Raw genomic sequence first — 25,504 nt, 5'->3', positions numbered from 1 at the left:
CCCCCATTTTTTTATTTTATTGAACCAACCATTACGCCTTTTTCAAAATACTTCTGGAAGAAAGGATACATAATGATTAGAGGTAAACTAGAAAGAATAATAGATGAGTATTTAATCATTTCCGACATCTTTTTCAACTCTGCCATGGCAAGCTGATCGCCAATCATACCAGGCTGTACTTCATTTTGGATAAGAATCGAACGTAACACCAATTGCAATGGATGCAATTTAGCATCCTCTAAGTAAATCATGGCGTCAAAATAAGAATTCCATTGTCCTACAAAGGCATATAAGGCAAGAACAAAAATAATCGGTTTAGATAGCGGTAAAATAATCTTGAAGAATATAAGTAAATCAGATGCCCCGTCGATTTTTGCCGCTTCCTGTAGTTCCTTAGGAATGGCTTTGAAATATGTTCTAGCTAAAATAATATTCCAGACACTAATCGCACCTGGCAAAATAATAGCCCATATGCTATTTAACATCCCTAGATCCTTGATCACTAAATACGTCGGGATTAAACCACCACTGAAAAACATTGTGATAAGGAAGAAAATCATAATGACTTTCGTACCCCTAAAGCCCTCAACCGATAATGGATAAGCAGCTAGTATGGAAACAATAACTGTCACCAAAGCAAATCCAACTGAGTACAGAATCGAGTAAAAGAACCCTCTAATAATCGCTTCGTTTTGCAAAATTTTCACATAGCCTTGCACACTCCAATCGTCCGGATTGAACGATATGCCTTTACTTAGCAAAACGTTAGGTTCTAAAAATGAGGCTAACAGCACATAGAGCAAAGGCAACAGAATAATCAACGTCGCAATAATGAGGAAATACTTATTTATCATGAGCAGAAATCGATCTTTTTTCGAATAATTCATATCTCTATCTTGTCCCCCTTTTAATAAAGACCTTCACCTTCATTTAGTTTTTTAACTACGTAGTTCACAAAAATAAGCAAAATCACATTGATAATGGAGTTAAATAATCCAACTGCCGATGAGTATGCATAGTCTCCGGCTTGTAGCCCCACTTTGTAAACATAGGTTGCAATAATTTCAGACGTTGGAATATTCATGGCGGTTTGCATCAAATAGGCTTTCTCAAATCCAATGCCCATGATTCCACCTGCCGCTAGGATAAATAGAACAGCCATCATAGGTTTTAATGTCGGAAGATCGATATGCTTTACTCTTTGCAACAATGATGCTCCATCAATGGTTGCTGCATCATGTAGCTGAGGATCCACATTAGAAAGCGCTGCCACATAAATGATAGAAGCCCAGCCTGCACCTTGCCAAATACCCGAAAGAATATAGATGGATACAAATGCATCTGGATCAGACATGAACGAAATCGGCTTGTCCATGAAAAACGATAAAATCGTATTAATAGGTCCCGTTGGTGACAAGAAGATAAATAGCATCCCTGTAATAACAACAACCGAGATAAAATTCGGTGCATACAGAATGAGTTGAATATTTTTCTTAATGGATGCTCGTTTCACCTGATTTAACATTAATGCCAGAATAATCGGTACCGGAAATCCTAACACTAACCCGAAAACACTTAGTTTAAGCGTATTCATAAAAATGTCTCCGAAGTTGGGGGACGTTAAAAATTTTGTAAAATGCTCAAACCCTACCCAATCACTTCCCCATATCCCTTTCATAGGACTAAAATCTTTAAAGGCAATAATTGATCCGTACATTGGAATATATTTAAAGATAATTGTCAAAATAATCGCTGGAGCTAAAAATAAATACAGCATATAGTTTTGTTTCATATACTGAAACAAACTTTTTCTCTTACGGTTTGTTTTTGAATCAGTAATCATCTCTATACATAGCCCCCTTAAGTATTTTTTGATTTGTGAGTTAATAGTATGTTAACCGCTTTCATATGTCAACCGCTTGACATAAAATAAAATAAAAAAACCTAATCCCATGAAAATTAGGTCGTCTCATTGATTAATAGCTGAACTGGCAACACCGTTTCATACGGACCTGAAAGTTCCGAGTTATCAATCATATCCATCAACTTTGTCACAGATGTTTTAGCAATCTCCTCGATCGGTTGTTTAATTGTCGTGAGCTGAGGTAATAAACTTCTGGTCGTTTTCGTTCCATCATAGCCGATGACCTTTAGTTGCTCAGGCACTTGGATGTTCAATTCTCTAGCAACTTGCAAACAAGCAGCCGCCATCAGATCATCACTGGCGAATATACCATCTGTTTCGGGACGTTCCAATAAAATTTTTCTGATTGATAATACAATATCTTCTTCATCAAACTGCAGTTCATATGTAACGGGATTATCGACCAGATCCTCATAAGCTTTTCTTCTATATTGGGTGGGGGTTTCTAATTCAAGAGGACCATTAATATGAATAATTGACAGACATCCTCGATCGATTAAATGCTGAACCGCCAATTTTCCACCCATATAATTATCAGAACCGACTACAGGTATTGTCGGTGCCAAGTAATGGTCAATCGCAACAATCGGGAGCTTCGGATACTTATACGTATCGATTCCCCGGTTATACGAACAAACAAGAATACCGTCTACTTGATGTCGAATCAGCATCGTCGAATAAGCCTTCTCTTTTTCAAATTGCCCTGAACTATTACAAAGAATAATTTTATACCCTAAAGATGAGCAGATATTTTCAATATACAACGATAATTCTCCAAAAAAAGGATTACTAACCGTCGGAACGATTAGTCCGATAAAATTCGTTCTCTTTTTGAACAGAGACCTTGCAACGTCATTCGGGTAATAATCCAATTCTTCGATGGCGTCCTCTACTTTTTTCTTCGTCAGCTCACTAATGTAACCTCTATTATTCAATACCCGAGATACAGTCGTTGGGGACACCCCGGCTGCTTTCGCAACATCTTCTAATTTAACTTTCATAATATGTCTCCTCATATATAAAGTATATTTATTCCCAATATTAATTACATCTTAGCATATATTACTATTTAGTACGGGCCAAGGAAGCCATTTACAAGCAAAGTCGTAAGATAAAACGCAAAAACCCCGTCCTTCTTCATCGACGGGTTTTCTTGTCTATGCTGCGTTATATAGGTTGAAATAAAGAATTCCATTGAATCCGCTATGGTGGGAGGCCCCCCTTGGAAGGCTTCTTCGCTCAGTTTTAAAAAAGGCACTGGCACTAAAACAATCATGTCATTTCAAACAAATGGGATTGTTTGAACATTCACGACTGAACGAGTGCCTGTCACCTTTTTTCTGCCCCCTTGGAATACAGCTCTTTTTCAATTTGCACCCACGCTTTTAACTGTTCCCGCCCTGGGTATGATTCTTCGTATTTTTTATGTTCTTCCAACAACTCAATTCCTTTTTGAGTTAAACGGGCTGCATTTAGAGAGAATTCATCATTTATCCTTAAAACTCTCTCTAGATACCCTTTGTTCTCTAAAAAAAGATAATGTTTTCAAACTCTCTTTCTTTTAACCCGTAATCATTTGCTTTAGGTATGAAACTTTTCCTATGAGTTTCCCTTAAAATGCTATAACCCGCTCTCAACCAAGTCCCACCTTTGATAAACCGTAATGACGGTACGAAAAATGTATACTTTTCACTTCAGCAGGCAGAAATTAAAGTGCTAAAAGAGTGAATACATTTTCGGTGTATTTTTATTCTCCCTTCAAAAAAACTTCTATGCATTTAGTTCTTCAATTGCTTTTTTACTGCATTAAATTCGATTGGATATATTGTCTCATTTCGTCTACATTATCTATCTCTCTTTTAGGCAGGATATAGGAACTCACTGAACTATTGTAAAGAAAGAAATATCCATCGTCTTCTTGAAAACTTGTAATGCCTAACCAAGTTACTTTTGTTTCTTTATTTGAAGACGTATCCATTAATCCTTCTTCCGTCAATTTCAGTTGATGATTCCCTATTAGGCCATCATTGTTACCTTCTTTAATCATTTTCTTAGCATTACGGGCAATGAGGCCATAAAAATACTTCGGATAAAACATAACCCATAGAATACTCGTTACTAAAAAAATGATAAACAGCGGTAGAAACGACATGTCACTTATCAAGGAGTAAATATAGGAAATAATGATAAAGAATAATGGCGTTATAAACCTTTGTAACGCCAACGCCCGCTTACCAGTTTTAGAATTTTTGATGTGATACAAATTGAAGTGTATGTAATCTTCCTCAGTTAACTTGTAGTGTATTTCCATTGTAATCTCCTTTTTCTTTAAACCATCTTTTCCGTGACTGCCACCGAAAATTTACTGTCTAGGATTGAGAGGGATGGACACTCCCTATCTACTTTTCCAATTTTCTTTCAAACCTAAAGTAAGAATATATCCTGTATAACACTGGAAGTAAGGCTATAATTGAGACCCACTTCATCGAACCAAAAGCAAATCCGATACTCACCAAGACTGCGGCGACAAACAAAAAGTTACCCGGAAAACCGTTAAGCGGTTGATTATCTAAGAAAAGTCCTCTGAACCCTTTCAAGTCTTTTACATAACAATCTTCATGATAAGCGACTATAACAAAAAATAAAGTTGCGGTTACTAAATCTCCCCTAAACTTAATTTCTTTAGAACACTTTTCACAGTAAACAGCCTTAGACACCGTCATCCCACCTTTCAAGCATTCCAGTCACCTGTTTCTTTTTCAAAAAACTAAGCTTTGTCTCGGATAATACAATCGCTCCAAGAATAAGAATCGCTCCAATACCCATTTTCACCGTCATCACTTCACTTAAAATCGCAACGGAAAATGCCATGCCCCAAAATGATTCGGTAGATAGAATGATTGCTGCTTTTGTTTCTGTTATGTACTTTTGGGCAACTGTCTGTAATAGAAATGCGATTGTTGTCGAAAAAACTGCCAGATAGAGGAGTGGAATCAAACCTTCCGTTTGCGTAGAAAAAGTTGTTTCACCTTTAAATACTACAAACAGACACCCGATGACTGCTGCTGCCATCATTTGAATAATCGTTAGCTGGATAGGGTCCTCGTCTTTTACAAATTTAGAGGTGTAGAAAATATGGAAAGCAAATCCAACTGCACAGCATAATGTTAGTAGATCCCCTACGTTGACTTCAGAAGAGAATTTAAGTGATAGTACCGCTACTCCGATTATCGCCATAAATGCCCCACCGAGTTCAAAAATATCGATTTTCTTTTTATAAATGACGAGCCCTATAAAAGGAACAATAACTACATTGGTAGAAGTTAAGAATGCATTCTTTGAAGGAGTCGTATATTGTAAACCTACCGTTTGAAGAGCAAAAGCGATATAGAGGAAAATCCCCAATATCGACCCTTTTATAAATGTGCTTTTCTTTATCGTTTTTAGCCGTTTATTAAATACGATTCCTAAAATGAGTACGCCGATTAAAAAGCGCCCTGCCAGTATTTGATACGGCGTGTAGTATTCCAAGGCTACGGCACTGCCCACAAACCCGCTGCCCCAAATAATTGCTGTAATGATAAGTCCAATTTCCCCAATATATTTCCGCATATGATGCACCGCCGTTTTTATATCTAGTGTACCAAATCAGATTGATGAATGGACTATGTTGTTAGACAAATCTTTCAATAATGTTCTTGAGTTTTCCACTGGTGCTTAAATGCACACTTTCACCCGCCCATAATGACATGAATTCAGTATCCCCTTGCTTTGCCGCCTCTTTACGAATCTCTTTTGTTAAATCATTCTGAAATGGGTACGGAGCAATGATTGCTTCATTCATTTCACTGATGAAGCGGTTGCTAATTCCGCGTGCCATTTTACCGGAGAACGCCTTTGTTAACACTGTACATCTTTTATCCGCGTCCAAAACTGCCTGCTTATAAAGCGGATGTGCACCACTTTCGTCAGCAGCTAGAAGTACAGTTCCGATTTGAACAGCTTGTGCCCCGCTAGCTAACACATCCACCATTTTTTCTTTACTTGCAATGCCGCCCGCTGCAATAACTGGAAGTCGAACGGAGGAGACTACTTTCAGCAGTAATTCATTCAATGAAATCAATTTTAATTCGCCTACAAAGGAACCACGATGCCCACCTGCTTCACTACCTTGTACTACAACCGCATCCATTCCCACCTGCTCCGCCAGTTCTGCCTCTTCTATTGAAGTCGCTGTCCCTATTAGAAATACATCATTTCCCTTCAATAATTGCACAGTTTTTTCGTCCGGCAGTCCGAAAGTAAATGAACAGACTTTCACACCTTCTTCTATTAGTACCTGAACTTGCCCTTCAAATTCCGTTTTTGAAAATGGCGTATTCCACTGAGGAATCCCGAGTTCCTTACCTATCGGTTGGAGTGCTTCATATGCCCCCCGTAATTGCTCCTGACTCGGATTCACCGTTTCTGGAACAAACAAATTCAACGCAAATGGCTTCATCGTAAGACTTTTCACTTCACGAATGAAATTCCGCGTCTCTTCGGCCGAAAGATACCCAGCCCCAATTGAACCGAGAATCCCCGCTTCTGCAGATGTTGCTACAAACTCTGGCGTCGTCACACCCGCCATTGGTGCTTGGATGATTGGATGCTCGATTCCTAACATTGCCATCAAATTCAGCTTATTCATTCGACTCTCCTCCAATTCTCTGCGTTCAACGTAAATACCGCTATATATGTTGGACAAATGAAACCTATATTAACCAAATGAAGGCGCCTCACAAGGGGTAGCCACTGAAAAAGTTCTTTTTTATAGTAAAAACTAGTTGATTGTAGTGAAGAGCGGCGACTCCAGCGGGAACAGCGCGAGCTGAAGACCCCGCAGGAAGAGCCGTTACGAAGAACGGCTTTTGCGAGCAAAAGCGCTAGCGTTGGGAGCACGGGGCAAGAATGCCTTAATTTCTGCAAAGAACGCAGAAATACGGCAAATCGAACCCTTTGCTGTTCGATTGGCTGAAGCCGTGCCCGCGGAAAGCGTCCGCTCGGAACGGAAATCAACGGGATTGAAGGAAATCGTACTTTTTCAGTGCCCTCGCTTAGTTCAAGAGGCATCCCGAAGCGCCGAAGCGAATTCACTAGAATTCTTTATTTTAATCTCTATAGTACCCATTATATAGAAAAAAAGGTAGCTAAGTCAGCTACCTTTCACTTTTTCTATTGGATACTAAGTAGTAAAGCTAAATAACTTGTAAAGATGAAAAGAATACTCAAAATGAAAGTTACGATTACCGGTGCTTTCTTAATAAATGAGTACACAGTTAAAACGACGAAAAGAATCGCTAACAGTAGAAGAGAGAGACCTGTGGCATTTGCTACAAGTTCGACATTCATTCCTTGCTGAAACTGACCTTGATAAAAGAAACTGAACAGCTTGGAAAGTCCTTCATTTTTCAATATGTTTTCGCTAGGCGGCGATTGTTGACCTAATGCAGCCGTTATCGAAAAAACAACCAAAATAAGTATGCTTTCCACTCTTGTCCAAGGTATTGGATTAAAGTCATTATCCTTAAGTAACTTCTTTCTAATAAGTATGCTGTTGATCCCTGCATATACCAGTAATGGAATGATCGTTAAATGTTTTAATAACAATAATTGACCATACGGAAGCATCCACGCATTGGCATATTCATTAAACTCCACTACAAATGTCATTAAAATAAGTCCTGACACAATGGTGATGCTAAAACAAATAATGGCAACAGGCGAGAACCATTTCAAGAAATTCAACCAGTTTGAATGATCTTTTGAAAACCAGCTAACTACAAGCAAGATTCCTACCCAAATACTCACCGCTGTAAAATGGCTTGTATGCGTTAAAAATCCTTTGACATGATCAAGGGAACTAGCGTGACTAGCCCAACCAATTCCCATGATTAAAATGACAACAAAAATGATTCCTATATAAGAGTAGATTGGTTTCTCACGATCATCAAACCAAACGATAAAAATGAACAAGACATTGACAACTAGAAAAGTGAAAATCCATGCTTTGCCGACTTCAAAAGTAAGTAGAACTGTCTGTAGTGTTTCAGAAAGTCCCATATTCTCGTACAAATATATGATTAGCACTAAAACAGGCGCAAATGAGAACACTGCGATACCGAGTGTAGCTATAATTTGTACACTTCTTGGTATGTTTACTTCCGGTCGAAAAGAACTCGGTACTAGAGCTATAAGAAAACTTCCTATAAGAAGCGATACGCAAAGATATAAAAGTATTTCACTAACAATTACCATAAACATTTATTATTTTTTTCTCCTTAACCCGACGAAAATCCCCACAATAATTGCAATTAAGACAATAACGATTACAGGAATGAGATAAGAAGGTAATTGACTTTGTTCATTTGTTTTAGTATCTTCAACATTTTCTAATGGTGTTTCATCTTGATTTACATCCTGTGAATTGGCTTCGGATTCATTTTCAACCGCTGTTTCAGATACAGGAACATCTACAGTGAAAGAAAATTCTCCTGCAATCGGATGACCATCTGCTCCAATAATATTCCAAACAACTGTATAGTCACCATTTTCCAAGGCATTTGTAAACGTCCCTGTCATTTGCGTATCTGCTATGGAAATATCTTCAACTGGAATAGATTGGCCATTTGAATTACTGACCTCTAACGTTCCTCCTTGTTCGATTTTCCCTTCGTAGGTTAAGGCTATCTCGCGCATTTCTTCTGTAACAACTTCTCCATCTTCTGGGGAAGACGTTTCTAACCCTGTATGTGCCAGAGCACTGGTAGTAAAAATAAACATGAAGACAAATGTAATTAATAATAACTTTTTCACTGTAATACCTCCTAATTTAATTGCTGATTAAAACTACGAACTTAAAAACTTGAACATAATCAAATCAATTTCAGTGTAGCTTTTCGTTGTGAAAAATTCGTGAAGTGTTTTTATTCCTTATACTATTACGAGTAAAGCAATCCCGTTTTCAGCCTATCGGTTTGTAACATACCCCGTCTTCTCGATGATCGCCTGTCCTTGGTCAGACAAAATCCAATCGATGAATTTCTCGATATGCGGATTATCACTGCCCGCAGTCACGGCATAAATATCAGCCGTAAGAGGATAATCTTCAGACTGGATTGTTTCTAATGACGGTTCAATTCCTTCAATTTGAAGCAATCGGATTTTATCGTTAGTGACCATTTCGGTTGAATAATATCTGAAAGTAAAGCCTAATGCATTGCTGTAGTTCGTATAGTCCGATACCTCATCAATAATTCCTCCCATAAGATCAATCACATTTTCAACCGGAGGATCCATGATCGACACGTCACCCATCAGGTTTTGAAGTGCAGTCTGACTGCCGCTGTCTTGTGGCCGCTGGAATGCCCGTATCGCTTTTTTCTTTCCGCCTACGTCTTTCCAATTTGTTATTTCTCCGGAATAAATCCCTTTGATTTCATTCATCGTCAAGGTTTTTACAGGGTTTTTCGCATTGATAAAAAAAACGAACGCTTCTTTACCGATTGGTGTCAGCGTTAATTCTTTGCCAGCTCGTTCTGCTGATGCCAATTGAGTAGAAGAAGGACTTGCTACAAAAATTATATCGACTTCCCCATCAATGAGCTTTTCGTAGGCTACGTTTGTCATATTCGACATCACTTCACTGTTATAGAGATTGTATTCCTTTTCTGGATAGACTGCCTGTGCGAATCCAGCATACATTGGGTAAAGCGCGGTCGCACCATCTATGACAGGTAAATCCGATTCCAGCTTCAAGGTCGCTGGCTCGTCCAGTTTCATAGCTTTCGTCCCAGATGCGAACGGACTGTATTGTTGCAGGTTCACTTCTGTATCCTCCAACCTGTCCAAGTTCTGCTTATATATACCGGAAGCCGAGAAAGACAATGCCATAACGGCTATCAGCGCAGCAACGCCATAAAAAGCTTTTTTTCCGTTCGGATATTTCGTCCAACCTATCGTTTTGAATAGAATCAAAATAACCAGTATTACGTAGATTGCAATAAGCAAAGGTACTATATAATACATATTCGGCGTTATGAATAAAACAGATATAAAAGCCAATGGCAACGCCACTATCGTCGCCGCTACAATAATCATTAGGATGGTTGCAATCATTAGGATGTTTTTCAAGCTGAGTCCCCCTTAGTATTAAAGCATTTCTGTATAGCGAACCTCATTTGAGCCCGTTACTGTTCTCTCCAATCATACACATCTTTTTGCACATTAAGTTCAACACCGTTGATTGAAACTGTATTACTATTAATCCAAACGATTTTCGCTTGATTTTCCCGGTTACTTTTAGAACAATCTTCATTGTGCACCCACTCCTATCGAGACGTTTCTTTCCATACAAATGTTTCCAATACACATCTGTTGATGAACCAATAAATGACTGTTTGCATTTGTGTTTAAACACTAGAAGCCCTATACACAGTTGCTCTCGGATCACTTTGGCCTGAACAACTACTGCATCATTATTGAGATTTCTTACTGCGGAGGGTGAACGCTCGTCCATCACTCTCAAACAACTCTAAAACAAACGTGATTTTTTAAACTTTCACGTTTGATGGATAAAAGTCACAACCTATCTATTTATGATTTATATGTCATAGTTCAAAATTAATTGAACAAAATATTCTAAAATTATTGAACTTCGCATTCCAAATAGGTATACTTTACCAAGTAGGAGGCGAATTAGTATGAATACACTAACAATTACAGGTAGAAAAAGAGAATCGTACAAAGTGGAGCTCGAGTATTCTCTATTATGGGAATGTGCATTAGGTATTGCAGCGATCACAAATACACCGCTGCTAGACACGCTCGAGAAAAAAAGTGTATTTGAATTACTACGAAATGAAATGCCTGACGAGTTAGTTATCGAACTGAATTACGTTGAAGAACACAATACATGGAAAAGTATACTTCAACTTTTACACGCTTTTGAAAGAAATTCGAATGACATTGAAAAATTCAAGATTTATGTCAACAATTTAAGCGATGTGGAACTGAAGTATACTTGTCTCCCATACTTCGGAACAGATTTACAAGAAAGTAGGATGCTGGCGGCGAATGGTGATAAAGTTGCTGTCGATTTAATAAAACAAGTAGCAAAGGAAAACCCTTTTCTACCTGCTTATATTGACTTTATCAGCAATGTAAATGGCGTTGACTTTAAAAAGCATTTACTAACTGTCATGTCTTTGTGGACTGAAACAGTTCTTGATGCAGATACGAATCCCTTGTTAGCCATCTTGGAAAGAGATCTCGATGAAAAAATAAATATGAAAGAGAAACTGACGCCTGAAGAATTTGTTGCATGGGCCACAAATGGAACAGAGTATATTCCTGAGCCAAGCGTTCATCGTGTTTTATTGATTCCCCAATTGACGTACCGGCCTTGGACGATTGTATCGGATATTGAAGAAACGAAAGTTTTTTATTATCCGATTCCGAACACAAGCATTGATCCAACTGATAAGTACCTTCCCGATTACTTTTTAATTCAGAAACATAAAGCATTGGGAGATGAAGTCCGGCTTCGCATGGTTAAGCTTTTATCTGAACAAGATTGCACGTTAAAGGATATAACTGAGCAGCTCGAATTAGGGAAATCAACTGTTCATCATCATTTAAAAATTTTAAAGGCCGCCTCTTTAGTTGGTCAAAAATCCTCCAATTATTATTTGAAAGAAAAGTCTGTTGCTTCCTTGCCCAAAGAGTTGGAACTCTATTTAACCCAATAATACTTGAAGGAGCCGCAGCTTATGAACACTACTGTCTTAAAAAATAGGGGCTTCGTTTCATTGTGGGCGGGGAGTGCCATATCCGAACTGGGCGGCTCCTTTGGCACGTTTTGCAATTCGATTATTGTTTATGAACTCACAGGGTCAAAACTGGCGTTGGGCAGTATGTGGTTACTGTATTTTCTCCCCTCAATCGTGTTTCAACTCGTCAGTGGGCCGTTCATTGATAAATGGAGTCGCAAATGGATTATGATTTTCTCCCAGTGGACACGGGCATTGATTTTTCTGGTGCCACTTTTATCAATGTTCCTTGGCCATTTGGAAGTTTGGCATATCTATGTAGTTCAGGTCATCATTGGCCTTGTCACCCCACTTTACGTTCCTGCAAGTCAAGCGATTACACCGACAATTGTCGCTAAGGAACAGTTAAGTACGGCCAATGCTTATCTCGATGGTACAACGAGGCTTATGATGTTCTTAGCACCCATGGCTGGTGGAGTTGTTATTAATTATATAGGGACAGATTTCACTTTGTTACTCGTGTTTATATTGCTTGCGCTAAGTGGATTTTTGCTGTTACGGATGGACGAGCAACGAGTTCCTCAAGATATACGGAAGACTTGGTTGGAACAATTCAAGGAAGGCATCCATTACTTTTTTAAAGAACGAACAATCGTGTGGCTAGGAATCTTCCTTGCATTCGTCCAATTTGGCGTTGGTGTCACAATGGTGATTAATTTACCGTATATCACGGATGTGCTGAAGGGGAATTATGAAGATTATGGCCTCTATATGGCTGGCTTTCCATTGGGTTATGTCATCGGATCTCTGTTAATTGGAAAGATAAAATTCCGAAGTCGAAGAATGTTCATGTTAGGATCCCTAGTAATCGGTGGATTAACCTACATTTCGTTAGGAATTATTAATGCAATCATTTTAGCGATTATCGTCGAAATTATTGCAGGAATTATGATGGCTTTCTTCAGTATTCACAACATCACAATTTGTCAGCGGGCGATTCCGAATCATATGATGGGGAAAGTGATGTCGGTTAGATTAGTAATTAGTAGAACGGCGATGCCAATTGGGATTGTTTTTGGAGGAATTATTAGTGAGTTATGGGGAATTAGACCTTTATATATAATGATTGGATTAGCGATAAGTTTGGTATCTATCATTGGTATCGTCTTTCCTTATTTCAAGTTCATTGATGGTCCACCCCAACCTGAATTATTACCTAAAAAGAATAACTACGCGCGGCAATAGACTGCGCATGGTTATCCTTTTTAGGCCTTTTCTTATTATAAAATCTCGCAAACCCGTCCAACTTGTCCGTCTTCTAAGCGTACTTTAATGCCATGCGGGTGGAAACTTGAGTTCGTCAATAAATCTTTAACGACACCTTCCGTTTTCGAGCCCGACCGCTGATCTTTTTTCAAGATAACTGCTACTTTTAAGCCTGGTGTTACATCTGCACGATTCTTTCCATTCATATATTATTCTTCCTCTCTTTTTTGAAATATACTTTGCACGACGTGTGCGGTTCCTGTATGAAGTTGGCCTTCCACGCGATTGACTTCCCCGATATGGAAGTGTTTGACGAAATAACCATCGAATTGTTCGAGCATCTTAATAGGATTACACAGCATTTCTTCGACCCGTGGGCCGCCTGTTCCGTACTGGAGCTGTTCTTTCGTATACAACTCACTTACATAGCATCCACCAGGTTTTAATGCCTTTTTAATCCCTGCTAGAGTACGGTCCATAACGTTTCCCGGGAAATGTCCGAAGATGTGAACGATGGCATCCCACTGCTCTTCTTCCCATGCCACTTCTGCCAAATCGTGCAGTTCCGTTTTTACAACGACACCTTTTTCACCCGCCAACTGCTTTGTCTTCTCCAGTCCTGCCGGCGCATAATCCCATGCTGTCACATCAAAGCCAAGCGTTGCCAAGTAGACCGAATTACGCCCTTCACCTTCCGCGATACAAAGCACTTTACCCTTCGGTAATTGCTGTGCCGCCTCCACAAGAAATCCGTTGGGTTCTTTGCCATAGACGTATTCTTCAACGGAAAAACGTTCATGCCACATATTTGTCATAGCTTCTCAGTCCCCTTTGTATCTACTTCCTTCAGTTTATCATAAAATGGCCGATTACTTTGCCGTTGACATTTATTCGTTTACCCCCTAAACTACTATTATTGGTTTAGGGGGTAGACTATATTGAGAGAAAAACTACTAGAAGCTGTTGATTTATTCGAAGAAGTAATGATTTTCGGGACAGAACATGTTATTAAAAACATGGATATTCCCATTTGGAAAGAGTATTCTCCTGAGCAAATTCAAGTACTCAAAATCCTTTCTACTTATGGAGCACTTTCGAGCGGAAAGCTTGCCACAATTCAAGGTGTACATAAAAGCGCCGTCTCGAGCCGTTTAAAAAAGTTGGAGGAAAAAGGACTTGTGACATCCGAGCGTGACGAAAACGATCAGCGTGCCAAAATCATACGACTTACATCGGAAGGTATCGAGGTTCTTCAAACGTCCAATAATGCGGTCTATGAAAATATTGAAAAACTTTTTAAAGATCGAATTGATGAAAAGGAACTGGAGACATTCGTTGAGACCTTCCGAAAACTTAAAGAGATTTTACAAATGAAGGAGATGTAATTTTGAGAGCTATTTTAAAATTCAAATGGCCGATTTTCATCGGCTTACTTACATTGACAATTGCGTTATTCATTTTAGCACCAAATTTGGCAAAACAAGCAGAAGAAGCGGGCTCACTACAACTTCCAAGCAGTGCTGATTCGCAAAAAGCGGCTGATATGCTAGAAAAAGCCGGTGCTTCCGAAGATACGATTTCACTCGTCTATCCGCTGAAAAAACCAGTAGATGCTGCGATGAAAAAAGAAATTCAATCGGTTGTAGACAAACTTGAAGCCCTGGGCAAGCCAGTTTCAGCAATACTTAACCCTTTTGAAAGTAAAGAACTGGAAGCGCAACTTGTTTCAAAAGATCAGAAGACAGTCCTCGTACCAATTACTGTGGACGGTACATTTGATGAAATTATTGCCCTTGCTGATAAAATTCATAGTGATATTTTATCCAAAAACCAGACAGTCTATTTAACAGGTGAAGCGATTATCGGCAATGATGTAAACCAAAGCGCACAAGACGGCTTGAAAAAAACAGAAATTATTACCGTCGTGCTTATTTTCGGTTTGCTTCTCATCGTATTCCGCTCAATTGTCACACCATTTATACCGCTTATTGCGGTAGGGATCTCCTATTTACTCAGTCAATCATTTGTTGCCTTTTTCATTGACTGGTTCGGATTCCCTGTTTCTAATTACACACAGATTTTCCTTGTAGCCATCCTCTTCGGACTAGGAACGGATTATTGTATTCTGTTGCTCAGCCGTTATAAAGAAGAATTGCTAGCAGGTCATAGCGTCGAGGATGCAGTCGTTAATACGTATAAAACTGCTGGCCGTACACTGTTCATCAGCGGTCTTGCCGTCTTTATCGGATTTGCAGCAATCGGATTTGCAGACTTCCCGATTTTCAAATCAGCTGTGGCTGTCGCGGTCGGAATTGCCGTGTTGATGGTCGTGCTATTTACAGTTGTTCCATTGTTCATGGTTTTATTGAAAGACAAATTGTTTTGGCCTTCAAAACAAGCTGCATCGCATAAAGACAGTAAAATATGGGTTGCCTTCAGTAAAGTTTCGGTCAAGCGGCCGCTCATTTCTATGCTAATTGTGGCCGTTATCACAGTCCCTCTTCTATTGACATATGATAATGATTTGTCATTCAACACAGTCGATGAGATTGATAAGAGTAAAGAATCGGTCATGGGCCTCAATGCTATTTCTGAAGCATTCGGGAAAGGAGATTCGTTGCCAATTCAGGTTTTATTGAAAAAAGACGGCCCGATTGTCAACGAAACTGACGTCACCTATCTCGAAGCAATCAGCCGGGATATCGAGAAGATTGACGGCGTGAAAACGGTCCGGACGATCACGCGTCCAACTGGTGAAATTATCGAAGACTTGTATGTCGACCATCAGCTTGGTCTCATGTCAGAGGGTCTTGGTGATGCGACTGACGGACTGGATAAGGTACAAAAAGGACTGACAGAAGTTCAAGGCGGACTGGACCAAGTGACCGGCATGTTTTCTACCGGTTCTGCAGCTGAAGTCAATGGTGCTGGACTTGCACAAGCCGCAGGTGGTATCGGGCAGCTTTCTGCAGGTGTTGGTGCTTCTACTAAAGGCCTGGATGAAATCGGTTCCGGTCTTGGCGAATTATCCGCATCATTAAAAGAAATGAGTGAGTTGGACAGTGTGCGTGCTACCGGTTTGTTCATCCCGTCAGGCACGCTCAGCAATGAAACGTTCAAGCCGGTGATTGACCGTTATACGTTCGGAGCCGAATCAGGGATTTTACTTGAAGTGATTTTGGACTATGATCCTTATTCAAGGGAAGCGATCCAAACGGTGCATGACATTAAAGACAGCGTAACCCGTTCAGTTATCGGAACACCTTTCTTTGACGCAGAGCTTGCATTTAGCGGTGTATCCAGCATGAATTCGGATCTGTATGATATTTCGTCAAAAGACTTCAAGCGCACAGTCATTATTATGCTTGCCAGTTTGTTCGTCGTCTTGACGTTCTTATTCCGTTCTGCAATCATGCCTTTGTATATGATTGGCTCCTTGCTGCTCACATATTACACATCTATCGCTGTAACTGAACTCATCTTTGTCAATATGTTGGGTTATGATGGTATCAGCTGGGCAGTTCCATTCTTTGGCTTCATTCTGCTTATTGCGCTCGGTGTGGATTACTCCATTTTCTTACTCGACCGCTTCCGTGAGGAGAGCATTAATGGGCTGAATATACGAGAGGCCCTTACGATGTCGATGGCTAAAATGGGTACGGTCATCATTACTGCATCCATCATACTCGCCGGAACATTTGGTGCAATGATGCCTTCAGGCGTGTTGAGTCTCGTACAAATCGCTACAATTGTCATTACAGGACTCCTTCTGTATGGACTCATCATTCTTCCATTACTCATTCCGGCGATTACTGTATCGTTTGGCAGAGGGGTATGGTGGCCGTTCAGAGGTTGATATAATACGTAAAGCGTCCGTTCCTTTTGTGGGGAACGGACGCTTTTTTAATGATTCTACTCTTTGTTACTGATACTCTCCAAATATTGATCCAATCGTGCTGCCATCATTTCATCCGTCAAACCTGTAACACCAAACGCCGCCCAGCCACTATATACAACAGGAGGTCCGTCCAAGAAATCAAACACGGAGACAATATCCCAATAGGGCTCATACGAAAATGAGGGTTCAGCATGTCTTTGATATGCTTGTAAAAATAGGTCTGCCACTTCGACGCTATGCAACAGCGCGAGGTTCACACGACAATGACCCACGTCGATACCCGCTGGACCGCGGCATGCATTCGGCCAATCGACAATCCCACTGACTTTCTTTGTTAGTCCACAACACGTTTGCAGGATGAAAGTCGCGGTGAATAAACGTCTCGAGAAATTCAGGCTCCGTTCCATGGAAACGTTCAAATGCCGCCTGCCACACATCCCGTTTCTTCGTCCATTCGGGGAATTTGACGTCCGCCCGTTTTGTATATGGTGCATATTTCCATGTAAAATCATTCGCTTTAACTTGATGAATTTGCACAAGTGCTTTTGCCAACCCATCCGTCCATTGGTTGAAATCATCTGGCAGAAGCTCTACTTTCCCTTCAACTTTCGTCATAAGGATAGACGGCAACCCGCTCAGCTTTCCTGTTTCATCAGACCCAATCAGCGCTGGAGTCGGCAGCCCACTATACGAAGCTTTTCGAAGGCTCGCCGCTTCGTGCTTGACGAGATCAGGTTCTTCAAGAAGCCACTCCTCATTGTCAAATTGTCGTAAAACCATTTCCGAGTCTTCCGTCTTCACTTCATAAAGAAGTGAGGACGTACTGCCTGGAAGCCGTTTCATCCAATGGACGGCACTCCCAACTTCTTGCTGCACCCAGATTTCTACTTTTTCGATTGGTCGCAAATTCCACCCCTCCTTTAAACATGAATTATGGATTAGACGAGTCCCATTTCACCCTCTATACATCACTTCACCCGCAATAACGGTCATCACAACATTCGCGTTCACGATCTCTTCATCTTCCACTCGGAATAAATCCTTGTCGAGCACTGTGAAATCAGCATCGAACCTGGGCGCAAGCTTACCGCGGACGTCCGCTTTTCCGATTGTTCCCGCACTCCCCGTCGTAAAGAGGCCGACCGCTTCAAAGCGACTTAGTTTTTCATCTGGCAAATAGCCATCGTGGGTTTCCCCAGGCTTCCGACGCGTTGCCGCTGCATAGATGCCAAGCAATGGGTCGACCTCCTCGATTGGCGCATCCGAACCGCCGCCGCAAATGAATCCACGGTCAAGCAGCTTTTTCCACGCATAGGCCCAATCAAGACGGTCTTCCCCTAAACGATCCATGACCCATGGGAAGTCTGATGAAACAAACACCGGCTGTATATCAAGGATGACTGGCAACTTTTCCATCCGCTCGACTAGATCTTCACGCAAGACATTTACATGGATAAGTCGATCACGTTTGCCAGTAGGTACCGGGTACTTCTCTATCGCATCGAGTGCTTTTTCAACAGCTGCATCCCCAATGACATGAACAGCAATTGCTTCGCCATACTTGCGTGCGAGCGACACTATCGCACCAATTTCTTCATCCGTAATGACTGTCATGCCGAATGTTTCGGGCGTATCTGCATACGGTTTACTTAACAAAGCCGTTTTACCTCCAAGCGCTCCGTCGATGAAAAATTTCATCTCGCCAGGCTCAATCCAAGGTTCATTATAAGTAGCTTGCTCTTCCTTCAATTGCTGGAAAACAGTTGACCGTCGCAATAAATGTGCGCGGAATTTCTTCTGTTCACCAATAACGTTTTTGAATGCTTGTAGCGGGTTTTTATAATCCCCATAATACCCGAGGTCATCCGTCACTCCCCCTGTCAGTCCAAGTGACAGCAAATCATCGACTGACTTTTGTAAGGCCCGAGTCAATGATTCCTCTGTCGGCTCTGGAATAAGGGCAAGTACAATCTCCTGCGCTCCTTCTTTCAAGTAGCCCGTAGGTTCCCCGTTCGCATCACGCATAATGACACCATCTTCGGGATCAAGTGTATCTTTTGAAATACCTGCCAGCTCAAGCGCTTTTGAATTGGCGAGCGCCGCATGTCTACATGTCCGTTTCAAAATCATAGGGGAATCCGTGACCTTATCCAATTCATGTCGCGTGAGGATCTTTTTATCTGGGAAGTTATTTTCATTCCATCCCTCTCCGATAAACCATTCGTCAGATTTCAAATCAGGATGAGCATTTATCAGCATATCCATCATGTCATCAGCGGACGTTGCCTTCGATAAGTCCAAACTTAGTAATTTTTCGCCGTGACCAATCATATGCATATGACTATCGACGAATCCTGGATAAAGAACGGAACCCTGTAAGTCAATTTCATTATCTGCTCGTTCTTTTAAATCGCCATATGTGCCAACTGCACTAATCTTACCGTTTTCTGTGAGCAGCGCCTCAACTTGGTCGCCTTCTTGCTCCATCGTATACATCGTGCCATTATGCCAAAGTGTTTTCATCTCAATTCCCCCTATCTCTCTAGTTATAGTCTAAACTTTCGGTCATTCACGAGCAACATTTTGATTATCAATGCTACAATTAAGATTAATGATTAGGAGGGATTAAGTTGAGATTAACTGTTTACCTGGCAGGGGAAATCCATAGTTCATGGCGTGAGGAAGTAAAGATGAAAGTGGCTGCACTTAAGTTGCCAATCGATTTCGTCGGTCCCATGGAAGACCATGACCGTTCTGATAACATCGGGGAAGATATTCTAGGCAAGCAGCCGAATGCAATTTCCAAAGATGCTGCGGCATCTAGCTTTAATAATTTGCGTACGGAGCTATTAATGAAGCAAGCCGATCTTGTCATCGCTTTATTTGGGGAGAAATATAAGCAGTGGAATACCGCGATGGACGCGAGTGCCGCCGTCGCATTCGGCAAACCACTCATCCTAATTCGTAATGAAGCACATCATCATGCACTAAAGGAATTGTCACGCAAAGCAAACGCTACCGTCGAAACTGTCGATCAGGCTGTAAAAGCACTGCATTATATTTTCGAATGAACTAAGAAAAGCGCAAGCTGCCGTTTAGCCCCGACAGGCATAAGACGGTTTGCGAGGAGGCGTACTTCAGCCCCATAGCAAAACGACTTATGACCCGAGAGTTTGCGCCTGGAGCCTAGACACTGCTCCAGGTTGAAAAAACTTATACCTTTTTAAATACCATCCCACGGGCTGTCCTCATCAGGGCAGTCTTTTTTAATGGCGTTCCTACACCGATCATACAACCGCGAAGAACAATCATATACCCTTCCACACCGATCATATCCCCCTATCTCGTTTACAAAACCTTAACGATTCCTTCATACCCGCTCAACAATTCTCCTCTATCATTTGAATTGTAGTCAAAACACTCTAGGGGGGCAACAACAGATGAAAAACATGAAAACACTCGCAACACTCGGACTTGCATGCTCGATCTTTCTCGCTGCTTGCGGTGGAGCGGACGGTAATACATCAGCTAAAACTAGCGAAGGCTTAAGCGGTAGTGTAGCAGGGGACGGATCGTCGACTGTTGCGCCAATCATGGAAGCGATTGTTGAAGAATATGCACAAGCTGAAAAAGACGTTAAAGTATCCGTAGGTGTTTCCGGTACAGGTGGCGGATTTGAAAAATTCATCGCTGGTTCAACAGACTTCTCAAATGCATCCCGCCCCATTAAAGATGAAGAGAAAGCAAAGCTTGACGAAGCAGGCGTTGACTATACAGAACTTAAAATTGCAAACGACGGTTTAACAATCGTTGTAAATAAAGAAAACACTTGGGTCGATTCACTTACTGTTGAAGATCTCGCGAAAATGTGGGCAGAAGATGGATCAGCAAAAAAATGGTCTGATATCAACCCAAGCTGGCCAGCTGAAGAAATCGTCTTCTATTCACCAGGTACAGATTCTGGCACATATGACTACTTCAATGAAGTTGTCTTGGAAGATGCTGACCTTGTAAAATCTGCAACACTTTCTGAAGATGACAACGTTCTTGTTACAGGAATTAAAGGTGACAAAAATGCAATTGGATTTTTCGGTTATGCTTACTACGAATCAAATAAAGACGCGCTAAATGCAGTATTAATAGATGGTATTGAACCGAATGCACAAACAATCGAGTCTGGCGAATACACTCCATTCTCTCGCCCACTATTCATTTATGTCAGCAACGATGCAGTTAAAGAGAAAAAAGAAGTTCGTAACTTCATGGAGTTTGTTATCGACAACTCAGCAGAAATGGCCGAAGCAGTTGGTTATGTACAACTGCCTGAAGCAGACTATGAAGAAGGACGTAAAGCATTGGATTCTCTGAAATAATAGAACGATTCCTGGCTGTCCTGCATAGTAGGGCAGCCATTATCCTTTCAACACCGTAACTAAACAACGTTATCCAATAGGAGGTCCATAGATTGACTTCAATAAAACCGACAGATAAGTTGCGAACACGCGATGTCATTGCTGCTGCTAAAAAGAATGAGAAGTTCGGCAAACTCATCCCGCATCTGTTACTCGCTGTCACTTCCATCACTGTACTGGCAACATTTGGGATTATCTACACATTACTGAAAGAAACATTCATCTTTTTTCAAGAAATAAAGATCACTGACTTCATTTTTGGAACTGAATGGGCACCTTTCTCCAATGCTGATCAGGCATTCGGTGTACTTCCCTTAATCGTCGGGACTTTAAAAATTGCAGGTGTTGCGCTTCTTATCGGGGTCCCTTTCGGACTTGCGTGTGCAATTTTCCTCAGTGAATATGCGTCACCCAAAATCAAAAAGTTCATCAAACCAATTATTGAGTTACTGGCTGGAATTCCAACGATTGTTTACGGATTTTTTGCCTTAACAGTCGTGACACCATGGCTCCAGTCTTTCATTCCACAATTGAAGTTATTTAACGCACTAAGTGCCGGTATTGTAGTCGGTATTATGATTTTACCAATGATAATCTCACTTTCGGAAGATGCACTTTCTGCTGTTCCTGCCTCATTCCGCGAGGGGTCTTACGCGCTTGGGTCTACAAAATTTGAAACAGCTATCAAAGTCGTCTTTCCAGCAGCAATTTCCGGTATTGCAGCATCGATTATCCTTGCTGCTTCACGGGCTGTAGGAGAAACAATGATTGTCTCACTTGCCGCAGGTTCCACGCCAATATTCAATATGGACTTTACAGGTTCAATTCAAACGATGACTTCTTATATCGTTCAAGTCGCAACAGGCGACGCAGGCTATGGCACAACAATCTATTATTCCATTTACGCTGTCGGGTTCATGCTATTCTTGTTCACATTCCTAATGAACCGGGCCGCTTTGTACATCAAGACGAAATTCAGGGAGGAATACTAATATGGACCGCGTTCTTCAGTCAAAAACAAATCGTCGACTTACAAAAGATTCAGCGATGAAATGGCTGTTCGGTGCAATCGCTGCCGCCGTCCTCGGAATTACATTCTTCCTGTTTTACGGCATTGGTGCAGATGGCGTCGGACGGTTGAACTTTTCATTCTTTACGAATTTCGGATCCCGCTTCCCTGAAAAGGCGGGCATTAAAGCAGCTCTTGTCGGTACACTGGCTCTCATGGCCGTCGTTATTCCGGTATCCATGTTCCTAGGCCTTTGTTCCGCTATTTACCTTGAAGAATATGCTAAAAAAAATAAATGGACCTCTTTTATTGAAATGAATATCAGTAACCTTGCCGGCGTTCCTTCCGTTGTCTTCGGACTTCTTGGTCTAACTGTTTTTGTCCGTGCATCATCATTAGGCAATAGTATCTTGGCTGCTGGATTGACGATGAGTTTGCTAATCTTACCAATCATCATCGTAGCTTCCCAAGAAGCACTTCGTTCCGTTCCAGACACACTTCGAGAAGCTTCATATGGCATGGGTGCAACAAAATGGCAAACAATCATTCATGTGATTTTACCGTCCGCAGCAGGTTCTATTTTGACAGGTAGCATCTTATCCTTCTCACGTGCCATCGGTGAAACAGCACCGCTCATTGTTCTTGGGATACCGGTGATCGTTCAATTCCTGCCAACTGGACCGCTTAGTACATTTACAGCTCTTCCGATGCAAATTTACGACTGGGCTAAACGCCCACAACCCGAATTTGCAGATGCTGCCTCAGCAGGAATTATCGTGCTTATGATCTTACTCATTACAATGAACGGATTTGCGATTTACTTTAGAAATAGATCACAAAAAAAGCTTAAAAATTGATAGGAGGATTATTATGACAAAAACACTCGTTCGACCTACTGAAGATGCTAAGCTGCGTGTCATGAAAAATGAAAATTGGACAAAAGCAGTTTATGAAACAAACGGTTTAAATCTCTGGTATGGCACGGCGCACGCGCTTAAAAACATCGACTTGTCCATCAATGAAAAAGAAGTAACAGCAATCATAGGTCCTTCTGGCTGCGGAAAATCTACGTATTTAAAAACACTAAACCGTATGGTAGAAAACGTAGGCGACGTCACCATTTCTGGTAATGTTACATTTATGGGCAATAATATTCTTGGCAAAGCGATGTCCGTGGAATTGCTTCGTTCAAAAGTCGGCATGGTATTCCAAAAACCCAATCCATTCCCGAAATCCATCTATGAAAACGTTGCATACGGGCCGAAGATTCACGGTATCCGTAACAAAGCAATGTTAGATACAATTGTTGAAGACAGCTTACGTAAAGCAGCCTTATGGGATGAAGTAAAAGACCGTCTGAACAAAAGCGCATATGGACTTTCCGGCGGACAGCAACAACGGCTCTGTATAGCACGCTGCCTCGCAGTTGACCCAGAAGTAATCCTAATGGATGAGCCAACTTCAGCACTAGACCCGGTATCGACACATAAAGTCGAAGAATTGATTCGCAACATCAAAAACGATGTAACAATAGCAATCGTTACACATAACATGCAACAGGCAGCACGAATTTCCGACCGCACTGCATTTTTCCTAAACGGAGAAATCGTAGAATGCGATCGTACATCCACACTATTTAGTACGCCGACAGACGAACGCACCGATGACTACATCAACGGGCGATTCGGTTGATAATCTCATTTGGTAAACAAAAAGGGCATCTCGAGTTAGTGTTTTCCTCACTATCTTGAGATGCCTTTTTGTTTTCGGCAAAATAAAAAACCGAAGATATCGTCAATAACGACATCTTCGATCAATGGTTTAGTCTCTTATTCAGTTCCCATTTCTGCTTGCACAACGTCAACAATACGCTGAACAAGACGTACACAATCTTCTTCAGAAGGCGCTTCTACCATGACGCGCACAAGCGGTTCAGTGCCCGAAGGACGAACCAAAACGCGGCCATTGCCTGCCATCTCTTTTTCTACTTCTGCTATTACTTCTGCTACTAATGCATTATCCGTCACAGCATTCTTATCCGTAACACGTACATTAACAAGTTTTTGTGGATAAATTTTCATGCCTGCCGCAAGTTCAGATAGCTTACGTCCAGTTATTTTCATAATGTTAACGAGCTGAAGTCCTGTAAGAAGCCCATCGCCTGTTGTATTGTAATCGTGGAAGATAATATGGCCTGATTGCTCACCGCCAAGATTATAATTTCCTTTTCTCATTTCTTCTACAACATACCGATCACCAACGGCTGTCTGAATGCTCTTCATGCCGTGTTCCGTCAATGCTTTATAGAAACCTAGATTGCTCATAATCGTTGAGACAATCGTTCCTGATTTAAGGCGGCCTCCTTCATGTAAATGACGTGCGATGATGAACATAATCTGGTCACCATCAACAACTTCTCCACGTTCATCTACAGCGATAAGACGATCTCCGTCTCCGTCAAACGCTAAACCAATATGGGCACCTTTTTCAACAACGAGTTTACCCAATTCTTCAGGATGAGTCGAACCGACACCGTCATTAATGTTCAAGCCGTTTGGCGATGCTCCCATTGTTGTTAGGTCTGCATCAAGATCAGCAAACAAATGTGTTGCCAGTGTAGATGTCGCACCATGTGCACAATCGAGTGCAACATGAATTCCCGCGAATTCCTCGTCGACCGTCTGTTTTAAGTACTGAATATATTTATGTCCGCCTTCAAAATACTCTGTTATAAAACCAACGTCTGCTCCAGTCGGACGCGGCAACGAGTCTTCTTGTACGTTTAACAGTTGTTCAATTTCTTCTTCCTGTTCATCCGTCAGTTTATAACCATCTGCACCAAAAAACTTGATGCCATTGTCTTCGACAGGATTATGTGAAGCTGAGATCATGACTCCGGCCTGTGCATTCATGACGCGCGTCAAGTAAGCGACACCTGGTGTGCTAATAACCCCAAGAGTCATCACTTCAATCCCCGTCGATAAAAGACCCGCAATTAGGGCATTTTCAAGCATCTGACCCGAGATACGCGTATCCCTGCCGACGAGTACTTGTGACTTCCCTGATGATTCTTTTGTTAACACATGCCCACCAATTCTACCCAATCTAAATGCGATTTCCGGTGTCAATTCCTTATTTGCAACCCCACGGACGCCATCGGTCCCGAAATACTTTGTCATTTTCATT

26 protein-coding genes are annotated in these 25,504 nt (G+C 41.2%); 9 read left to right on the top strand and 17 right to left on the bottom strand.

Annotated elements, in window-relative coordinates:
- Window positions 1–11 precede the first annotated feature (11 nt).
- The 11 genes from H7992_RS01675 to H7992_RS25000 form a co-directional block, all read right to left on the bottom strand.
- Complete coding sequence (locus H7992_RS01675; RefSeq protein ID WP_187046479.1) at window positions 12–887, bottom strand: carbohydrate ABC transporter permease; 876 nt, start codon at window positions 885–887, stop codon at window positions 12–14.
- Between the two features lie 20 nt (window positions 888–907).
- Window positions 908–1,843, bottom strand: coding sequence for an ABC transporter permease (locus H7992_RS01670; protein ID WP_187046478.1), 936 nt, complete (start codon window positions 1,841–1,843; stop codon window positions 908–910).
- Between the two features lie 116 nt (window positions 1,844–1,959).
- A complete protein-coding gene (locus tag H7992_RS01665; RefSeq protein WP_187046477.1) occupies window positions 1,960–2,925 on the bottom strand; it encodes a LacI family DNA-binding transcriptional regulator in 966 nt (321 codons plus the stop codon).
- A 797-nt stretch (window positions 2,926–3,722) separates the two neighbouring features.
- A complete protein-coding gene (locus tag H7992_RS01660; protein WP_187046476.1) occupies window positions 3,723–4,235 on the bottom strand; it encodes a YcxB family protein in 513 nt (170 codons plus the stop codon).
- Between the two features lie 88 nt (window positions 4,236–4,323).
- On the bottom strand, window positions 4,324–4,641 hold the full coding sequence (locus H7992_RS01655; protein ID WP_187046475.1) for a hypothetical protein: 318 nt from the start codon (window positions 4,639–4,641) through the stop codon (window positions 4,324–4,326).
- A complete protein-coding gene (locus tag H7992_RS01650; RefSeq protein ID WP_187046474.1) occupies window positions 4,634–5,536 on the bottom strand; it encodes a DMT family transporter in 903 nt (300 codons plus the stop codon). The genes H7992_RS01655 and H7992_RS01650 overlap by 8 nt, the downstream gene beginning before the upstream one ends.
- 61 nt (window positions 5,537–5,597) lie before the next feature.
- On the bottom strand, window positions 5,598–6,614 hold the full coding sequence (locus H7992_RS01645) for an NAD(P)H-dependent flavin oxidoreductase (protein ID WP_187046473.1): 1,017 nt from the start codon (window positions 6,612–6,614) through the stop codon (window positions 5,598–5,600).
- A gap of 524 nt (window positions 6,615–7,138) precedes the next feature.
- Entirely contained in the window at window positions 7,139–8,227 is a 1,089-nt protein-coding gene (locus H7992_RS01640) for a copper resistance D family protein (protein ID WP_187046472.1), read from the bottom strand.
- A gap of 3 nt (window positions 8,228–8,230) precedes the next feature.
- Window positions 8,231–8,779 carry a copper resistance CopC family protein gene (locus tag H7992_RS01635; protein ID WP_187046471.1) on the bottom strand — a complete coding sequence of 183 codons (549 nt, stop codon included), beginning with the start codon at window positions 8,777–8,779 and terminating at the stop codon, window positions 8,231–8,233.
- Window positions 8,780–8,932: 153 nt separating this feature from the next.
- Window positions 8,933–10,096, bottom strand: a complete 1,164-nt coding sequence (locus H7992_RS01630) for a PstS family phosphate ABC transporter substrate-binding protein (protein WP_255428557.1) — start codon at window positions 10,094–10,096, stop codon at window positions 8,933–8,935.
- Between the two features lie 56 nt (window positions 10,097–10,152).
- Window positions 10,153–10,287 (bottom strand): DUF5412 family protein, encoded by a 135-nt coding sequence (locus H7992_RS25000; protein WP_187046470.1) that lies wholly within the window; start codon window positions 10,285–10,287, stop codon window positions 10,153–10,155.
- 378 nt (window positions 10,288–10,665) lie between these two features.
- On the opposite strand from H7992_RS25000, the gene H7992_RS01620 reads away from it, so the two are divergent.
- Together H7992_RS01620 and H7992_RS01615 are read left to right on the top strand one after the other, a co-directional pair.
- On the top strand, window positions 10,666–11,712 hold the full coding sequence (locus H7992_RS01620; protein ID WP_187046469.1) for an ArsR/SmtB family transcription factor: 1,047 nt from the start codon (window positions 10,666–10,668) through the stop codon (window positions 11,710–11,712).
- A 21-nt stretch (window positions 11,713–11,733) separates the two neighbouring features.
- Entirely contained in the window at window positions 11,734–12,978 is a 1,245-nt protein-coding gene (locus tag H7992_RS01615) for an MFS transporter (protein ID WP_187046468.1), read from the top strand.
- A gap of 35 nt (window positions 12,979–13,013) precedes the next feature.
- Here H7992_RS01615 and H7992_RS01610 read toward each other — a convergent pair whose 3' ends face one another.
- Entirely contained in the window at window positions 13,014–13,205 is a 192-nt protein-coding gene (locus tag H7992_RS01610; RefSeq protein WP_067204907.1) for a YwbE family protein, read from the bottom strand.
- A gap of 3 nt (window positions 13,206–13,208) precedes the next feature.
- Entirely contained in the window at window positions 13,209–13,814 is a 606-nt protein-coding gene (locus H7992_RS01605; RefSeq protein WP_067204905.1) for a class I SAM-dependent methyltransferase, read from the bottom strand.
- A gap of 123 nt (window positions 13,815–13,937) precedes the next feature.
- Here H7992_RS01605 and H7992_RS01600 point away from each other — a divergent pair, with 123 nt between their 5' ends.
- Both H7992_RS01600 and H7992_RS01595 read left to right on the top strand, forming a co-directional pair.
- Window positions 13,938–14,384, top strand: a complete 447-nt coding sequence (locus H7992_RS01600; RefSeq protein WP_067204903.1) for a MarR family winged helix-turn-helix transcriptional regulator — start codon at window positions 13,938–13,940, stop codon at window positions 14,382–14,384.
- 2 nt (window positions 14,385–14,386) lie between these two features.
- Window positions 14,387–16,855: an MMPL family transporter gene (locus tag H7992_RS01595; protein ID WP_187046467.1), complete on the top strand. Its 2,469-nt coding sequence runs from the start codon at window positions 14,387–14,389 to the stop codon at window positions 16,853–16,855.
- A 56-nt stretch (window positions 16,856–16,911) separates the two neighbouring features.
- On the opposite strand, the gene H7992_RS24545 is transcribed toward H7992_RS01595, so the two are convergent.
- The 3 genes from H7992_RS24545 to H7992_RS01585 are packed head-to-tail and all read right to left on the bottom strand — an operon-like array spanning window position 16,912 to window position 19,420.
- Entirely contained in the window at window positions 16,912–17,169 is a 258-nt protein-coding gene (locus H7992_RS24545; protein ID WP_255428556.1) for a hypothetical protein, read from the bottom strand.
- A complete protein-coding gene (locus H7992_RS01590) occupies window positions 17,132–17,803 on the bottom strand; it encodes a phosphotransferase family protein (protein WP_255428555.1) in 672 nt (223 codons plus the stop codon). The genes H7992_RS24545 and H7992_RS01590 overlap by 38 nt, the downstream gene beginning before the upstream one ends.
- Before the next feature lie 48 nt (window positions 17,804–17,851).
- Window positions 17,852–19,420, bottom strand: coding sequence for an amidohydrolase (locus H7992_RS01585; RefSeq protein ID WP_067204896.1), 1,569 nt, complete (start codon window positions 19,418–19,420; stop codon window positions 17,852–17,854).
- 107 nt (window positions 19,421–19,527) lie between these two features.
- On the opposite strand from H7992_RS01585, the gene H7992_RS01580 reads away from it, so the two are divergent.
- The 5 genes from H7992_RS01580 (at window position 19,528) to pstB (ending at window position 24,010) form a co-directional block, all read left to right on the top strand.
- Complete coding sequence (locus H7992_RS01580; RefSeq protein WP_067204893.1) at window positions 19,528–19,968, top strand: YtoQ family protein; 441 nt, start codon at window positions 19,528–19,530, stop codon at window positions 19,966–19,968.
- A gap of 369 nt (window positions 19,969–20,337) precedes the next feature.
- Entirely contained in the window at window positions 20,338–21,270 is a 933-nt protein-coding gene (locus H7992_RS01575; protein ID WP_067204890.1) for a PstS family phosphate ABC transporter substrate-binding protein, read from the top strand.
- 92 nt (window positions 21,271–21,362) lie between these two features.
- Window positions 21,363–22,301 carry a phosphate ABC transporter permease subunit PstC gene (gene pstC / locus H7992_RS01570; protein WP_156475937.1) on the top strand — a complete coding sequence of 313 codons (939 nt, stop codon included), beginning with the start codon at window positions 21,363–21,365 and terminating at the stop codon, window positions 22,299–22,301.
- Between the two features lies 1 nt (window position 22,302).
- Window positions 22,303–23,175: a phosphate ABC transporter permease PstA gene (pstA, locus tag H7992_RS01565; protein WP_067204887.1), complete on the top strand. Its 873-nt coding sequence runs from the start codon at window positions 22,303–22,305 to the stop codon at window positions 23,173–23,175.
- A 61-nt stretch (window positions 23,176–23,236) separates the two neighbouring features.
- Window positions 23,237–24,010, top strand: coding sequence for a phosphate ABC transporter ATP-binding protein PstB (pstB, locus tag H7992_RS01560; RefSeq protein WP_231885811.1), 774 nt, complete (start codon window positions 23,237–23,239; stop codon window positions 24,008–24,010).
- A gap of 137 nt (window positions 24,011–24,147) precedes the next feature.
- Here the strand turns inward: pstB and glmM are convergent, their stop codons facing one another.
- The gene (gene glmM / locus H7992_RS01555) at window positions 24,148–25,497 is read right to left on the bottom strand and encodes a phosphoglucosamine mutase (protein WP_187046466.1); all 1,350 of its coding nucleotides are present in this window, start codon (window positions 25,495–25,497) and stop codon (window positions 24,148–24,150) included.
- Between the last annotated feature and the right edge of the window lie 7 nt (window positions 25,498–25,504).

The organism is Sporosarcina sp. resist (genome assembly GCF_014302295.1).
Lineage (GTDB): Bacteria > Bacillota > Bacilli > Bacillales_A > Planococcaceae > Sporosarcina > Sporosarcina psychrophila.
This window is presented reverse-complemented; position numbering and strand designations above follow the sequence as displayed.

Coding starts and splice junctions, on each gene's coding strand:
- H7992_RS01675 (WP_187046479.1), bottom strand. CDS start 887: ATGAATTATTCGAAAAAAGATCGATTTCTGCTCATGATAAATAAGTAT.
- H7992_RS01670 (WP_187046478.1), bottom strand. CDS start 1,843: ATGATTACTGATTCAAAAACAAACCGTAAGAGAAAAAGTTTGTTTCAG.
- H7992_RS01665 (WP_187046477.1), bottom strand. CDS start 2,925: ATGAAAGTTAAATTAGAAGATGTTGCGAAAGCAGCCGGGGTGTCCCCA.
- H7992_RS01660 (WP_187046476.1), bottom strand. CDS start 4,235: ATGGAAATACACTACAAGTTAACTGAGGAAGATTACATACACTTCAAT.
- H7992_RS01650 (WP_187046474.1), bottom strand. CDS start 5,536: ATGCGGAAATATATTGGGGAAATTGGACTTATCATTACAGCAATTATT.
- H7992_RS01645 (WP_187046473.1), bottom strand. CDS start 6,614: ATGAATAAGCTGAATTTGATGGCAATGTTAGGAATCGAGCATCCAATC.
- H7992_RS01640 (WP_187046472.1), bottom strand. CDS start 8,227: ATGTTTATGGTAATTGTTAGTGAAATACTTTTATATCTTTGCGTATCG.
- H7992_RS01620 (WP_187046469.1), top strand. CDS start 10,666: ATGAATACACTAACAATTACAGGTAGAAAAAGAGAATCGTACAAAGTG.
- H7992_RS01615 (WP_187046468.1), top strand. CDS start 11,734: ATGAACACTACTGTCTTAAAAAATAGGGGCTTCGTTTCATTGTGGGCG.
- H7992_RS01610 (WP_067204907.1), bottom strand. CDS start 13,205: ATGAATGGAAAGAATCGTGCAGATGTAACACCAGGCTTAAAAGTAGCA.
- H7992_RS01605 (WP_067204905.1), bottom strand. CDS start 13,814: ATGACAAATATGTGGCATGAACGTTTTTCCGTTGAAGAATACGTCTAT.
- H7992_RS01585 (WP_067204896.1), bottom strand. CDS start 19,420: ATGAAAACACTTTGGCATAATGGCACGATGTATACGATGGAGCAAGAA.
- H7992_RS01575 (WP_067204890.1), top strand. CDS start 20,338: ATGAAAAACATGAAAACACTCGCAACACTCGGACTTGCATGCTCGATC.
- pstA (WP_067204887.1), top strand. CDS start 22,303: ATGGACCGCGTTCTTCAGTCAAAAACAAATCGTCGACTTACAAAAGAT.
- pstB (WP_231885811.1), top strand. CDS start 23,237: ATGAAAAATGAAAATTGGACAAAAGCAGTTTATGAAACAAACGGTTTA.
- glmM (WP_187046466.1), bottom strand. CDS start 25,497: ATGACAAAGTATTTCGGGACCGATGGCGTCCGTGGGGTTGCAAATAAG.